Origin of the sequence: Oceanobacillus saliphilus (genome assembly GCF_023522835.1) — a bacterium.
Taxonomy (GTDB): domain Bacteria; phylum Bacillota; class Bacilli; order Bacillales; family Amphibacillaceae; genus Oceanobacillus; species Oceanobacillus saliphilus.
This window is the reverse complement of the sequence record NZ_JALCZU010000001.1, coordinates 104054-119890: the sequence shown is the minus strand read 5'-3', so window position 1 is coordinate 119890 and position 15837 is coordinate 104054. Positions and strand designations below refer to the sequence as shown.

The window sequence follows — 15837 nt, the reverse complement described above, 5'->3', positions numbered from 1 at the left end:
AAGGAGTAAATGATGACGCATTTATTTATATGGAAACCGAAGAATCCAATCACCATTCAAGTCAATGAAATATTAGCATATAACGTCTCTGATAGTATCACAATAGATATCGCAACAGATACAGTGATGAAATTAAAAAATAATAGAAAGATAAAACTAGCAAATGGAGCCTTTATTCATTCGGATCAAGGATTCCATTATACAAATGAGATGTTTCAAAAGTTGGTTAAGAAATATGAATCTAGGTCAATCCATGTCCAAAAGAGGAAATTGTTGGGATAATGCACCACAGGAGTCGTTTTTTGGGCATTTCAAAGATGAGGCATATATTAAGCAGTGTCAAACCTTGAATGAGCTAAAACGAGAAATTAAGAGTTACATGACTTACTATAATAACAGAAGATAATGATGACTTACCTGCTGTTGATAAAGAAGAAGAACAGGTAACTGCTCCAGATGAGTCGGGTGATGAAGGTACTAATGAGAATGAAGTTCCAGTTGATGATGAAGAACAAGAGTCACCTAAAACAGATAAGTCACCTAATAAGGATGCATCTTTCATAGCTTTACAGAATCAATAAGTAAGTTATTGTTTAACTATAAAAAAAGGGTTGTCCCACAAGTCAGTAAAAACAACTTTGGAGGACAACCCTTCTTATACGTTATAATAGTGAAATTTAAGACTTCCTTTATTTTTTAATCATCAGATCTTCAAAAACACGGACCGCTGCTTGTGCAACTTGGACATCATGGTCGACAGTGCTTCCGCTGACCCCAACAGCACCAATTACTTTATCATTTTCAACCAGAGGTATTCCGCCACCGAAGACAACAATTTTTCCTTGATTGGTAGTATTTAAGCCATATAATTCAGCTTTTGGAACGGTTGCATCCGCTAAGTTAGCAGTAGGCATTTTTAAAGCTACGGAAGTCCAGGCTTTGTTTTGCGCAATGTCAATGCTTGCTAACCAGGCGTCATCCATTCGATGTACTGCAATTAAATTGCCGCCTTCATCCACTACGGAAATAACCATCTGCACACCAATCTTTTCTGCTTCTTTTTCAGCACCTTCAATTAATTTCTTGGCGGTATCCAGATTCATTTGCATTGTAATCTCTCTCCTTTTTAACTGAATTTTTTGTATTGTCCGGTTATAGCGTATCGAAAATAAACGATCAGGTAAAGTAATTATCATTAATGACCGAAAAATTAAGTTGAAAAATTCAAGTATAACCGATCATCCCTACGAAGGGGACGTGGGGACAGCTATGTGGTGCCTTCTTAAAGTTAGAAGTTTTATATATTAAGCAACGCACGTGAAGTTGCTAAACCGCACGCCCCTATCACTCATTCGGCCAACAGCATCTGGGAATCACACGAGTCTGCCATTAATTAGTTTGAAGGAGAAACCGTCCCCATGCTCCTTCTGTTTTCGCCTCGGATGTAATATGATATGGTTCAGGGAGGTTAGATGATGGAAAAGGTTAGTTTGAGTGATGGATTAGTGGAAAGGCTGCGTAAGCATAAGTTGGTTGCGGCTGTGAAAGACCCGAAGAATTTAGAAAAGGCTATTAAGTATAAGGATCATATCAGTGCTGTTTTATTAATGACAGGAACGATTCTAAATGTTAAAAGGTATGTTGACTTTATTCAATCCCATGGTCTGCCGGTAATATTGCATGTGGAGCGTGTTGGCGGATTACAAATGGATAAAAACGGAATTGATTTTGTTAAAAAACATATTAAACCCGCGGCAATCGTTACTACAAAGAGTGGCATTATAAAAAAAGCGAAGGCAAGCGGTATTTTTGTTATTCAGCGTGTTTTTTTAATTGATACCGATATGTATACAAACCTGGAAAAAGGTATTGAACAGAATCAATCGGATATTATTGAGATTATGCCAAGCAGGGTTCCGGAATTTATTAACAAACTATCTAAAGTATCGCATGTTCCTATTATTACAGGAGGGTTATTGTCCTCTGTGGAACATGCAAAAAATGCATTAGATAATGGTGCCATCGCTGTTTCTACATCCAACATAGAGGTGTGGAAAAACGACATCAATCATTTTATTTAATGAAAACTTTACATTACCTTTATAGCTTATTAATAATAGAAAGGTATACTCATAATTGAAAAGTGAATAAAAAATGGTGCGGTTAGAGAGACCTTAAATAAATGGTATATATCTATATATACTGTCTATTTTTGGTCTTTTTATTTTACTGCATATTGGGAGGTGGTCTCGCAGGTTCTAGTGCAGAATCTGAAATGGTGTTTGGTTACGATAAATCTACCGGGGTAGATTTGCTAGGGTTACAAGGGTATATGCTCAAGACCCGAGGGAGGATTGCATAGACTGCTGTGCCATCTAGGAGAAACACGAGGAGAAATTCAGGAAGGGTGGAAAAACAAGAACAGAAAGTGAAGCAAATTAATAACGCTTTTCGCTTTTTTGTACTTTTTATTAATTGGATTTTTTCTTAAATTCATTATTATCCAAAGGAGAGGAAAAATATGAAACGATTTTTACAAGCAATTTGTTTTATTTCACTGATGTTTATCATGGTAGCATGTAATTCAGAAGCAGCGAGTACAACCGAGGATGGAAAAACAAAGATCGAGTATTGGCATGTCAATGCAGAAACACAAGGGGGACAAACGGTAAAGCAATTGGTGGAAAATTTTAATGCACAAAGCGATACCGTGGAGGTTGTGGCGAAGTATAATCCCGATATGTATAAGGGATTGATGCAAAATCTGCAGGCAGAAGCTGCAGCAGGGAATGCACCCGCGGTTGTTCAAGTTGGGTGGTCGTTTTTGAATTACTTCTCAGACAACTTTAGCTATGTTTCTCCACAAACAGTAATCGATGAGCATTTTCCAGAGGATAAGACGTTTTTACAGGATAAATTTCTGTCAAACATTCTTGGTTTAGCGGAGAATTCCGCTGGAGAACAGGTTGGTGTTCCATACTCCTTAAGCAGTCCTGTTTTATATATTAATAGAGATATTTTAAGAGAAGCAGGTTTGGATGAGAATGGCCCACAAACATGGGAAGAAGTAAAAGAATTTTCGAAGGTCATCAAAGAGGAGACAGGAAAATACGGTTTTTACTTCCAGGAACCAGCGGATAACTGGGCAACACAGGCATTGCTAGAAAGTAATGGCGCCCAATTTATTACGGATGGAAAAGCGACATTTGCTTCCGATGAAGGTATCGAAGCATATCAATTATTGGCAGATATGATTTTAGAAGATGAAACAGCTTTACATATTGGCTGGGATCAAGGTGTCCAAAGCTTTATTGATGGAAGCGTAGCGATGGCATATACAACCATTGCCCAGCGTTCCAACATTCAAGATAATGCACAATTTGATGTAGCAGCAGTGAAATCGCCAGCATGGGAAGGGAAAGATGTGAAATTGCCAGCAGGGGGTTCCATGCTTTCCATTACTGCTCAGAATGATGAAGAACAAAAGGCAGCTTGGGAGTTTATGAGATATCTGTATAGCATTGAGTCGGTGGCAGAATGGACAAAGGGGACAGGGTATGTTCCTCCACGTAACGATGTTGCAGATGCGGAAAATGGTCTGAAAACCTATTTGGAAGAAAATGAAATGATGACCGCAGCCATGGAGCAAATGGAAGGTATTGTGCCGTGGGCTTCCTTCCCGGGAGATGCTGGATTACAAGCGGAACAATTACTGTTAGATCTTCGAGACCAAATTCTTGGTGGAAGCATATCTGTCGAGGAAGGCTTAAGGTCAACAGAAGAAAAAATTAATGCTTTGCTGAAGTAATTGGCGTCCAGCTTAAAAATGATCAAAACATGGTTCGCTAAGGAGCTAAGGATGGATTGAATCTATCCTTGGCGGGCCATGACCATTCTTTATACGTAAGTGGAGGACATATACATGAGTGCTTTTGCAGCAGTAAGAAAATCGTTGCAGCTAAATCGTGAAAATGCGATTGGTTATGGTCTATTGATTCCTTCCATCATTATTTTTGCTGTCTTTACTTTCTGGCCTTTTTTATACACGGTCTATTTGAGCTTTTTTGACTGGAACATGATCAGTCCAGAGAAGGAATTTGTCGGCTTCAAGAATTATATGGAAGTACTGGGTGACCCAAGAACCTATCAAATACTTGGGAATACCTTTCTTTATATTGTCATATTACTCGCCATTAACTGTGTTGTTCCATATATCTTTGCTTTTGTTATTGGGGTTGTTTTGCAGCGATGGAACGGTTTTTATAAAAGTGCGTTATTTTTACCAGCGTTTATTTCTTTAGTAGTTGGTTCGATATTGTTCACGTGGATTCTTAATCCTGTTTCCGGACCAGTAGCGATTGTATTTGGATGGATTGGTTTGGAGATTCCAAATTGGACGAAAACAGAGGGGTGGGTCATTCTCGTATTGAGTCTGATTACGTCCTGGAAAGTGTTTGGCTATAATTTTATTCTGCTTTATGCATCCATTAATGGGATATCGAAGGAAATCATTGAGTCCGCCCGATTGGATAATATACCGTTGTGGCGTATTTTCCTCCAAATTATTTTGCCGATGAGCAGTGCTACCGGGGTTTACGTATTTATTCTGACGATTGTGCAAAGCTTGCAATATGTGTTTACACCCGTAAAAGTTGTGACACAGGGCGGGCCGGATTATGCGAGCTCGAACTTAATCTACCATGCCTACCATGAAGCATTTGTGGTTTACCGGACAGGTCACTCTGCTACTTTATCTATTATGACGATGGGACTATTTCTCGTTTTGTTGTTCCTTTACTTCAAGTTTGCAGATCGGGGAATCTATTATGAAAATTAATCGAACAGTAGAATTCACTTGGCATGTTATCTTTATGGCCACCGTTCTTGTATTGGTATTTCCTATTATTTATGCGGTTGGTATGTCCTTTAAACCATTGGAAGATGCGTACAATAATGTCCTGAACATCTTTTCTTTGCATCCTACATTGGAAAACTATATTACATTTTTTGATACGTTGCCTGTCTTAAAGGTGACGATGAATACCTTTATCATTGCGTCCGTTGCCACGATTTTTAAGGTGTTTACTTCTTTTTTGGCAGCATACGCTTTTGTTTATTTCCAATTCAAAGGGAAAGAAATCGTTTATTTTTTACTCATTAGTACGATTTTCATTCCCTTTACCGTGACCATGATTCCCAACTACTTGATTATCTCGGATTTGGGATTGCTAGACAGTGTGTGGGGAGTAATCTTACCGCAGCTGGCGGATGCAATAGGTATTTTCCTGATTACACAATCGATGAGAAGTATTCCGCTTTCTCTTATAGAAGTTGCACGCTTGGATAATTTGGGGCACGGAAAAATCATGAAAGATATTGTCTTTCCTTTAGTACGACCTGCCGTAACATCTGTAGGAATCTGGTTTTTCATCAGTTCATGGAATGAATTTGTCTGGCCGGTTCTTATTTTAAAAACAACAGAAAATTATACCTTGCCATTGGCACTGCAAATGTACATCAGCTCGGAGGGTGGAACAAACTTTACGGTTGCAATGGCTGTATCGGTCATAACCATGATTATTCCGCTCATTTTATATTTAACGTTCCAGAAGTATATTATTGGAACATTTACTTCATCCGGAATTAAGTAATGGAGGTAACTATGAAGGAAATTAGATTTGAACATGTCAAAAAATCCTATGGAAATACAGAAGTTGTCAAAGATTTGAATTTTACCATTAGAGAGGGGGAGCGTTTAATTTTACTTGGACCATCAGGGTGCGGGAAATCTACCACATTACGAATGATTGCTGGATTAGAAGATATTACAGAAGGCAGTCTGTTTATGAATGGCAAAAAAATGAATGATGTTCCGAGCGGGAAACGAAACGCGGCGATGGTTTTCCAAAACTATGCCTTATATCCCCATATGACGTTAAAGCAGAACATTATTTATGGCTTAAAGGTACAAAAACTCTCTAAAGAAGAGATTCAGTCGAGACTTGATTTCGTTTTGGACATGCTGCAGCTAAAAGGATTGGAGGACCGTCTGCCTAAGGATTTGTCTGGCGGACAACGCCAGCGTGTTGCATTGGCAAGAGCAACTGTAAAGCGAAGTGACTTTTTCTTATTGGATGAACCTTTATCGAACTTGGATGCACAGCTTCGTGTATCGGCTCGTAAAGAACTTCTTAAAATACATGATATGTTTAAGCAAACGATGGTATATGTCACGCATGACCAGATTGAAGCGATGACGTTTGCTGACCGCATTGCACTGATGTATAACGGAGAGCTGCAAATGCTGGATACACCAACAAATGTATATCATCGGCCGGCTAATGTCTTTACGGCAAAGTTCATTGGTTCTCCACCAACGAATATTTTAGAAATGAATTATCACGAAAAGTCTATTTCAATTGGCCAGCAGTCCTTTGAATTAAATGAAATATGGTTGAAACATATTAAACAACGGAATACATCAGACCTGTTGTTCGGTATCCGGCCAGAACATGTGGAGCTATCCACTGCCTCCTTTTCAAATGGCTATCGAGGCAAGGTGAAATATACCGAAAACCTGGGAAGCAACTATAGCGTTTATATCGATCTGGATGGGCAGGAAGTGGTTGCAGCCAGTGATCATAAACATTGGTATAAAGGAGATACAGTATATTTCCGGCCAATGATGGACCGGATTCACTTTTTCCATAAAGGAACGGGAAATTCCATTGGGTACCCGGAAGAACTATTGGACGCTGATTACAAAAATAAAGAAGAAAGCAGGGTTTTGGCATGACAAATAAAGCGATTATCTATTCCGATTTACCACTATTAAATGAAGATTTAATGGAAAATATTCAACGATTAATGGAGCATGGTGCAGATAAAATTGAGTTAATGATGGATGGTGAGAAATGGAATGAGATGGAGATGCTTTTCGACAGTATCGCTCCCAAATTAAAGGATTTGCCAGTTGCATTTTCCATCCACCCCCCGGCATGGGATATTAATATAACAAGTGAGAATAAAGCCATACGTGAGGCATCTTTTCGTGAATATAAAAAAGCGATAGAGTTTGCCGGCATGATCGGTGCCAGTCATGTTGTCATCCATCCGGGATTTTGTTTTTCTCCTGTCTTTGATAAAAAACTCGCACAACAACGTGCTAAAGCGTATATTAACGAATTATGCGAGATAGCGAAGCCGCTTCATGTAAAATTGGCTATAGAAAATGTTGGTTATCAGGGCAGCGCGATTTTGACGGAAGAGGAGTTTATCGATTTTCTTAGAGGAATGGATGACACAGCAGGATATTTAATTGATGTGGGACATGCCCAGTTAGACGGATGGAATGTACCAGATGTAATTAAATCTATTAAGGATAGATTAATAGCTCTTCATCTGCACGATAATATGGGAACTAGCGATGATCATATGCCTGTCGGTAAAGGGAAAATGGATTGGCAAGCAATCATAGATGTTGTGAATCAAGAAAAAATCGATTGCGAACTTATTTTAGAATATGCTCCAGGCACTTCATTGGAAGAATTGCGTACAGGAAAAGACTATTTAGAACAAAACGTTTTCATGCGTTAGGTTGGGAGGTCATTACTACATCATGATTTCACCTGACCACTACGATGCATATTGTTTTGATTTAGATGGCACGATTTATATTGGTGACCAGTTGCTGCCAGGGGTAAAAAAGGTATTGGAGATGATACGAAGGCACCAGAAAAAGGTTCTTTTTATAACCAATTCCCCTACAATAACGAGGGAAGAGGGGAAAGAACGTCTTGAACGTCTGGGATTAGAAGTGCACTTAGAAGAAATGATTACAGCACCTTATATATCAGCACTTTATTTTGCTGAGATGTCGACCGAAGTTTCCGTTTTTACCATTGGGGAAGACGCAATAAAAAAGGAATTGCAAAACTTTTCGATTCCTATTACGGATAATCCGCTAAAAGCAACGCATGTGCTGGTGGGACTGGACAGATCCTTTACATATAGCGATTTGCAAATGGCCATGAATGCTGTTCGCCACTGTAAAAAACTTTTTATTACCAATCCCGATTCAATTTGTCCGGTCCCCGGTGGATTTATTCCAGACACCATGGCTCTTGCAAGTGCGATAGAAGTTGCTTCTGGCCAAAAAATAGATAAAGTGATTGGAAAACCTTCCGATATGTATGGAACTAAAATCATCGACTTGCTTGGTGTTGACAGAAATAAAATTTTAGTCATCGGTGATCGTTTGGAAACGGATATTCAATTGGGGAAAACGAAAGACTTTGGAACATGCTTAGTACTAACAGGAGTTTCAAGTGAAAAAGACCTAGAAACATCGCTTATAAAACCAGATTATGTTATAGAAAATTTAAACAACCTATTCTCCTATGAGCTGCAACACGCAGCGGGGAATCATGGTGACGGTTCTTTTGCTTCTTTTTAGAAGCGGTGGAGCCGTTTTTTTTGCAGGGAGGGAAGTGAGGCGGATGGAGGGGAAGGTACATCGTCCGGCCTGGGTTTGCTCGCTGGTACCGCTTGACCGGAGCACTCTCCCGTCTGGAGTCCGGTGGAGGAGTATCGTGGGGTTGTTGAGTTAATAGTATATGAAGATTAAAGAGAGTAGGTAAATCTGTTATAAAAGATCTTCATCAAAAAAATGACTGCCATATTACCAAGACTTAATGCGATAAATTTTGTATTAAATAGGGACGCCATTTTGGACCACTATGTCAAAAGACTTCAGGGTATTCTACATAGCATATGGAATACTGCATCCCTTCAGAGTGAAAGCCTATTATCTTAAACGTTTTACCACTTTTTGGGTATAGGTTTTCAGAATCTAAGGGAGATGTTATAGTTAAGTTTCATAAGTAATTTAACTGTAAGGGGAAGTTTAGAATGTCAGTAATTGATTTCGAAGCAGCACGAAAATGGTCTAAGATTCCTAAAGATACACAAGCACTGCTCCTAAATAACGTGTTCTGTTCACATTGCGGTGAGACAACTATTGTAGACTATACACTGCATAATGATGAATATGGTGTCCTTCTCAGAGGTAAGTGCAAAAAATGCCGGGGAGACGTAGCGAGACTTGTGGAAGATGCATAGAAGCGGAAAAGACTGACAGAACATACTGTCAGTCTTTTTACGATTTATTTAGTCCTATTTCTCTTACCTAAATTAATGTCTTAAAGATTCCCCAAGAATCATTTGTGTCTACAACATACACCGCCTGTAAAAAATGGGATTTCCCATGTTTTCCTTTATATGGTTGGAAACACATTAAATTTATAAACTTCATTTATTGCTGGTGAATCCTCCGCCATTTTCCAATTGCCCTCTTTTCCAATATCCTCAATTGCAAATTCAAAGGTTTCTGCAAATGCCCCAAAAAACATGTGCTCGATCTGTTATGTATGGCGTTTAACTCCACGTAATAACTCCCGGGAATTAGTAAAAGCTGCCTCTGTTCATAGTTATAAAACTCTTCACTTTCAATAAAACTTCATAAAAGGATATGGTAAGCCAAGCGAGTTTATTAATATTACCGATATACATCAAACCCCAGTAAAGCAGGATTAGCGAAAACGTATTTGCAACAAAATGAAGCGTATAAACGAATCTATCCAACATACTAGCGTAGTGTATTTCCGTAGTGGTACTTTGCGATGTTTTTATCAACTATGAATATGAATGAATAAGCGACAATGCGCAGGAAGAGATTCTTTAGGGATGAATTAATAAATTAAACGACATATAAGGCAATATATCGTAACAATATTCATGTTTATCAAGTTACCTCAATTATTATCAACATCCATATTCATAAACAATTGTTTTATAGAACGCGCTAAACGAATGAAAACGCTTGATTGAGAATTATAAGAAAATTTTCATTAAATACATTGCTTTTTGTGGAAGTATTGTGTAATATATTGCGTATTAGCTTATAGGAAAAGAGGTTGCAGCAATGATAACATTCATAGGATCTATCATATTTTTGATTGTTGGTTATGTGATATATAGTAAGGTTGTTGAACGAATTTTTGGTATTGACGATAAACAGGAGACACCTGCTTATTCAAAACGAGACGGTTTAGACTTTGTGCCAATGAAATGGTGGAAAGGGAGTTTGATTCAGCTATTAAACATTGCTGGAACTGGACCAATCTTTGGTGCCATATTAGGTGCGCTATACGGACCTGTCGCATTTATTTGGATTGTTGTTGGTTGTATTTTTGCTGGGGCTGTCCATGATTATTTCTCTGGCATGATGTCACTCAGGCATGGTGGGGCACAATTCCCAACACTGGTAGGAAAATATTTAGGAAAATATGCGAAGTTTTTAATTACGATTATTTCAATTATGTTGATGATTTTAGTAGCGGCTGCATTTACAGCGGCACCTGCTCAATTGGTTTCTTCCATAACACCACTTAGTTTTACGGCATGCTTGCTTCTGGTTTTTGTTTATTTATTGGTTTCTGCAATGCTTCCAGTTGATAAAATTATCGGTAAGCTTTATCCGTTTTTCGGTGCAGTTCTTATTTTTATGGCTGTATCCATTGGGATTGGGATGTTCTTTTTCGAAACACCAATACCTAATTTAACATTAAGTAATCTACATCCTGGGGAAATGCCGATATGGCCGTTGTTGATGGTTACGATTTCCTGTGGTGCGATATCTGGATTTCATTCTACACAAAGTCCAATCATTGCACGTACATTGAAAAAGGAAAGTGAAGGCAGGAAAGTGTTTTACGGTGCAATGGTTGCAGAGGGTGTTATCACCTTAATATGGGCCGCAGCGGGTATGACATTCTTTGGCAATACTTTAGGTCTTCAAGAAGCACTAGCTGTAGGTGGCCCTGGTGGGGTTGTAAGTGAAATCAGTATCTCTACCCTTGGCGCATTCGGTGGAATTCTAGCAATCTTGGGAATCGTGGTTCTTCCAATTACGACAGGTGATACGGCACTTCGATCATCAAGAATGATGCTTGCAGACCTATTATCACAAATTACGAAAAAGGATTTGAGAAAGAAAGGGACAATTGCTTTACTTATCATTCCTGTAGCATTGCCAGTGCTGTTTCTTTCCATGATTGATTATAACTTCTTGTGGCGCTATGTTGGGTGGACAAACCAGGTTGTTGCCACAGTGATGTTGTGGACAGCTGCAATGTATTTAGTGAAAAATTACAAGTTCCACTGGATTTGTAGTATACCAGCATTATTCATGACAGCAGTTGTTTCTAGCTACGTCTTCTACGCACCAGAAGGATTTAATATGGACTACGGCATCTCCATGATACTCGGTTCCATCATTTGGGTTGTTGTTGCAATATGGTTTGTAAGTAAGTTGATGAAACAGAAAAAAGACAAGAATAATGAAGTACCTGTTACCCAAGCTTCATAGGAAGCATGGGGACGGTTCTTTTGCTTCCTTGAGGAGAGTGCTGTCACTCCTCGGAATTAGAATGGAAATTAGAATTAAGAAAAGCTATCAATTTTGTAGGCATTATTCATGCAGATAGAATTGATAGCTTTTTATTTTATCTATTGAAATTACGATTCTAGATTTCAGGATCAGATCACATAATTCGTGGGTTGTGCCTGAAGCAAGTGCTTTTCTCTTTCTGAAAAACGTACTAGAAAGCAAGAAAACCACCCTACGCCGTCACAAGCAAAAGGGTGGTACTCAAGAAAAGAGACCACCCTGACGGTAGAGGTTGCTTCTGGAGAAGTGTTCGTAGCACTTCTCCTCTATCTATATCCATTATACATAAAATTATTCGACATTTCTAGGTGTAATCTATTACCTACAGGAGACTTTTCATCTCCACTCTTAAACTATGAGTACGATAAGCTTTCTGTAGATGCATTAATGAAAATTTTTGTGGATGCCCCCCTCCGCTATGGAACAGATAACTGTTGCCGGGCTGCAAAGAAAAATTAAAATTGGAAAATACCGCTTCGAATACACTTTCATTTTTGGTTTCTGCCTCTAGATCTAATCATCCTTGACATGTATTTTACCACTCATTTCCAACGCATTTACAAATCACTACAGATTACACTTTGATAAGCTGTAGGACTTTACTTTTACAATCAGTTATTTCAAGTTGTTTTTAAAATAATCGTCAATCGATTCTAGAACCTTCATAAATGTCTTACTCAGTCCAAATATGAGAAAAAAGTTCTTCTAGGCGATTTTAGGGCCAGCCGTCGTTAAATCTTTCTATGGGTTAAATAAAGTTATTAAAAAATTAAAAAATAACACTTGTAAAACGCTTTCATTTATTTTATACTAAAATTACTAAAACGGTTTACTAAATCGGTTTAGTATAAATAATTATATGAAATGATTTATAGGAGAATGAAAAATGAAAACGGTTACGATAGCGGATGTTGCCAAGTATGCTGATGTGTCCAAAAGCACGGTATCTCAATTCTTAAATCACCGCTATGATTATATGGGTGAAAAGACTAAAAAGAGAATTGAACTTGCAATAGAAGAATTAGGGTATAGCCCAAATATAATTGCAAGAAGTTTAAAGCAAAAATCAACAACGACAATTGGTGTGATTGTTGCAAATATATTACACGTGTTTTCAACACAGGTTATTCGGGCGATTGAAGATTTTTGTAATGAAGCCGACTTTCACATTATTGTTTGTAACGCCGATGATAATCCGGTAAAAGAAAAGCGGTATATCGATATGCTTCGTGCCAAACAGGTAGATGGAATTATTACATTTCCTACAGGTGGTAACGTGGCGTTATATGAACGGTTAATAGATGACAATTATCCAATTGTATTTATGGACAGGATGATTCCAGACATAGCAATAAGTACAGTTTTATTAGATAACAAAAAAGCTTCGGAATTAGCCGTAGAAACATTTGTTAAAAAGGGTTACAGTCAGATTGGGATGATCACACCGTCATTAGATCAAGGCATAACCCCGAGAATGGAAAGAATTGCTGGCTTTAAAAATGCAATAAGAGAGCATAATCTCTCATTTAATCCTTCGTATTTTGCAAGCTCAGAGATTCCTGACATTCAGAATGTGATCAAAGAAATGCTGGAATTACCCAGTCCTCCAGATGCAATCTTAGCTTTGAATGACCGTGTCCTTTTTGAAATATTAAAGTATACAAAAAAACATCATATAAACATACCTGATGATTTAGCTCTAATAGGAATTGATGATGTCTCATTCGCTAGCTTTTACAGCCCAGCATTAACAACTATAGCCCAACCTGCATTTGAAATGGGGAAGAAGGCTGCAGAGCTGTTATTAAATCGAATACGGAACAAAGACCAGAATGCTGAAATGGAAATACATCGATTTGAGCCAAAACTGTTAGATAGAGAATCTTGTTAATAGGAATGGTTGTGACGGTGATATTGCATATTACAGGGAAAGAGGTGTCATGATTGAAACTTATTACTACAACTGTAGCTAACGAAGTCTTAGAAGTACTAGAACGAGTAGACTCAGCTGAAACAATAAAGTTAGCTGACGAACTTCAGGAAACAAAACGAATTTTTGTGGCTGGAACTGGACGGTCAGGTCTGATTGGTAAAGTATTTGCGATGCGCTTAATGCATAGTGACTATCAGGTATATGTTGTCGGAGAAACGATAACTCCTGGAATTGTGGCCGACGATTTGCTGCTCGTTATCTCCGGTTCTGGAAGTACGGAAACGTTAAAGAATTTTGCGATAAAAGCAAAAGGAGTAGGGGCAAAAATAGCATTAGTAACAACAAATAAAGACTCAGCAATTGGTGAAATGAGTGACTTATCAGTAGAGATTCCCGCAGCAACAAAGAAAAGATTGCCACAAGAACCTGATACGATCCAACCACTGGGAAGTCAATTTGATCAATCGGCTCATTTACTGTTGGATGCAATAATGGTTTACCTTTTGCAACGACGAGATAGCCATGATAATGCAAATTTAAATCGAAAGCATGCTAATTTAGAATAGGGGGAAATGAGAGTATGTCACACATTCAGACTATTGAAAAACATAAAATAGTTGCTGTTATTCGAAAAGCAGATGAAGATAATGTTATTCCTATTATCCAGGCTTTGTATGATGGAGGAGTTAAGGTTGTTGAGATTACTGCCGAGACACCGCGGATAACTACATTGATTGAAAAATCCGTAGAGATGTTTACTGGGAGAGTCCTAATAGGAGCTGGAACAGTTTTAGATCCTGAGACAGCTAGAGCTGTAATTATGGCAGGAGCTGATTTTATAGTATCTCCAAGCTTAAATACTGAAACGATTAAACTGGCTAACAGGTATGGAATCTTAACTATTTCTGGAGCATTAACCCCTACAGAGATTTTAACTGCCTATGAAAATGGAGCGGGTATGGTAAAAGTTTTTCCGGCTGATGCTTTTGGTCCGAATTATATAAAAAACGTTCATGGTCCATTACCACACATACCATTAATGGCCACAGGTGGAGTTACATTGGATAACATAAATGAGTTTATTAGTAAAGGAAGTAAGGTAGTTGGAATTGGTAGTAATCTTGTAAACACATCAAAGCTTAACACCCAGGAAGATTACGATAAATTAACAACTGAGGCTGGTCGTTATGTAGCAAGATTAAACGAAAAAAAATAATTTCCAAGAGATGAAGGGAGACTGTAAAATGAAAAGGTTTACATTATTATTGTTAGTTGTTATTACAGTAATTGCAGGTTGTGGAGATAACAGTGGAGATGCTGGTGCTGGGAGTTCTATTAAGCTAGTAGCAGCACATAACCAAACATCACCAGATAACCCATACCAAGATGGATTATTAAAGTTCAAAGAAGTAGCTGAAGCTGAGTCTGATGGTTCAATTGAAGTGGAAGTACATGCAGGAACAATTGGTACAGAAGAATCAGAACTTGTTGAAAAGCTTCAAACAGGTGCAGCAGATGTCGTACTTGTCTCACCAGGATTCATGACACAAACTGGTATTAAAGAAGTTGATTTATTTGCACTTCCTTACCTATTCAATAGCTATGAGCACTGGGAAAATGTAGTTGATGGAGAAGTGGGGCAGGAAATAGCGGATTTAATTAGTGAGAAGTCTAATAATGATTTCAAAGTGGTTGGATATTGGTCAGCCGGAGTAAGGCATTACTATGGTAAGCAACCACTTGAAACGATGGATGATATTAAAGGATTAACTATGAGAACACAAACATCGGGTGTAGTAGCGAATTATTGGAAACAAACAGGTGCAATCCCTACTTCAGTAGCATGGGGAGAATTATACCAGGCACTACAGCAGAATGTCGTGGATTCTTCTGAAAACGCATACCCATATTTCGTACAACAAAATCATCATGCGACAAATAATGGTAAGTACGTGACTGAAACAGGACATGATTACACAACGCGCTTCCTGTTGGTTAATGGACAGAAATTCGAAAATTATTCAGATGAACAAAAGGAAATAATTTTACAAGCTGCTGAGGAATCAGTAAAAGCAGAGAGAGAAGCTCTTTATGCTCAAGAAGAAGAGTATAAACAAATTGCATTGAATGATGGAGCAGAAATTAATGAAATAGATAGACAGCCATTTATTGATCTTGCTAAGCCTATACAAGAAGAAGCTGCTAAAGATATGGGTGTTGAAGATTTACTACAACAAATAAGAGATATGGAGTAACGAAATAAAGGAAAAACTAAAGAAAAGGACACATTATTTATGTGTCCTTTCTAGTTAGGAAAAAAGTATAAGATGTTAAAAGTAAATTTTTAATTTTAGAACAAGCCACTCGACTTTTGTTCTATCATTTAGGAGGGTAA

At 38.1% G+C, this 15837-nt stretch carries 14 protein-coding genes and 1 pseudogene; 14 read left to right on the top strand and 1 reads right to left on the bottom strand.

The genetic code is table 11. From position 1 onward, the window contains the following. Positions 1-63: 63 nt before the first annotated feature. Positions 64-406, top strand: a pseudogene (locus MN204_RS00535) (integrase core domain-containing protein); the annotation flags it as partial. Between the two features lie 283 nt (positions 407-689). Here MN204_RS00535 and MN204_RS00530 read toward each other — a convergent pair. Continuing rightward, positions 690-1109 (bottom strand): GlcG/HbpS family heme-binding protein, encoded by a 420-nt coding sequence (locus MN204_RS00530; protein WP_249869117.1) that lies wholly within the window; start codon positions 1107-1109, stop codon positions 690-692. A 366-nt stretch (positions 1110-1475) separates the two neighbouring features. Between MN204_RS00530 and MN204_RS00525 the strand changes: the two genes are divergently transcribed. The 13 genes from MN204_RS00525 (at position 1476) to MN204_RS00465 (ending at position 15697) form a co-directional block, all read left to right on the top strand. After that, positions 1476-2081, top strand: coding sequence for a glycerol-3-phosphate responsive antiterminator (locus tag MN204_RS00525; protein ID WP_249869116.1), 606 nt, complete (start codon positions 1476-1478; stop codon positions 2079-2081). A gap of 440 nt (positions 2082-2521) precedes the next feature. After that, a complete protein-coding gene (locus tag MN204_RS00520) occupies positions 2522-3808 on the top strand; it encodes an ABC transporter substrate-binding protein (protein WP_249869115.1) in 1287 nt (428 codons plus the stop codon). 114 nt (positions 3809-3922) lie between these two features. Further along, positions 3923-4837: a carbohydrate ABC transporter permease gene (locus MN204_RS00515; RefSeq protein ID WP_249869114.1), complete on the top strand. Its 915-nt coding sequence runs from the start codon at positions 3923-3925 to the stop codon at positions 4835-4837. Next, complete coding sequence (locus MN204_RS00510; RefSeq protein ID WP_249869113.1) at positions 4827-5651, top strand: carbohydrate ABC transporter permease; 825 nt, start codon at positions 4827-4829, stop codon at positions 5649-5651. The genes MN204_RS00515 and MN204_RS00510 overlap by 11 nt, the downstream gene beginning before the upstream one ends. Positions 5652-5662: 11 nt before the next feature. After that, positions 5663-6796: an ABC transporter ATP-binding protein gene (locus tag MN204_RS00505; protein ID WP_249869112.1), complete on the top strand. Its 1134-nt coding sequence runs from the start codon at positions 5663-5665 to the stop codon at positions 6794-6796. Further along, positions 6793-7596 carry a sugar phosphate isomerase/epimerase family protein gene (locus MN204_RS00500; RefSeq protein ID WP_249869111.1) on the top strand — a complete coding sequence of 268 codons (804 nt, stop codon included), beginning with the start codon at positions 6793-6795 and terminating at the stop codon, positions 7594-7596. Before MN204_RS00505 ends, MN204_RS00500 begins: the two co-directional genes overlap by 4 nt. A gap of 22 nt (positions 7597-7618) precedes the next feature. Beyond that, on the top strand, positions 7619-8455 hold the full coding sequence (locus MN204_RS00495; RefSeq protein ID WP_249869110.1) for an HAD-IIA family hydrolase: 837 nt from the start codon (positions 7619-7621) through the stop codon (positions 8453-8455). 455 nt (positions 8456-8910) lie between these two features. Continuing rightward, complete coding sequence (locus tag MN204_RS00490; protein WP_249869109.1) at positions 8911-9120, top strand: hypothetical protein; 210 nt, start codon at positions 8911-8913, stop codon at positions 9118-9120. A gap of 862 nt (positions 9121-9982) precedes the next feature. Then, positions 9983-11428: a carbon starvation CstA family protein gene (locus MN204_RS00485; RefSeq protein ID WP_249869108.1), complete on the top strand. Its 1446-nt coding sequence runs from the start codon at positions 9983-9985 to the stop codon at positions 11426-11428. Positions 11429-12395: 967 nt separating this feature from the next. Beyond that, positions 12396-13400, top strand: coding sequence for a LacI family DNA-binding transcriptional regulator (locus MN204_RS00480; protein WP_249869107.1), 1005 nt, complete (start codon positions 12396-12398; stop codon positions 13398-13400). A 53-nt stretch (positions 13401-13453) separates the two neighbouring features. Further along, on the top strand, positions 13454-14008 hold the full coding sequence (gene hxlB / locus MN204_RS00475) for a 6-phospho-3-hexuloisomerase (RefSeq protein WP_249869106.1): 555 nt from the start codon (positions 13454-13456) through the stop codon (positions 14006-14008). A gap of 14 nt (positions 14009-14022) precedes the next feature. Then, positions 14023-14658 carry a bifunctional 4-hydroxy-2-oxoglutarate aldolase/2-dehydro-3-deoxy-phosphogluconate aldolase gene (locus MN204_RS00470; RefSeq protein WP_249869105.1) on the top strand — a complete coding sequence of 212 codons (636 nt, stop codon included), beginning with the start codon at positions 14023-14025 and terminating at the stop codon, positions 14656-14658. Between the two features lie 28 nt (positions 14659-14686). Then, positions 14687-15697, top strand: a complete 1011-nt coding sequence (locus MN204_RS00465) for a TRAP transporter substrate-binding protein (RefSeq protein WP_249869104.1) — start codon at positions 14687-14689, stop codon at positions 15695-15697. The last annotated feature ends 140 nt before the right edge of the window (positions 15698-15837 follow it).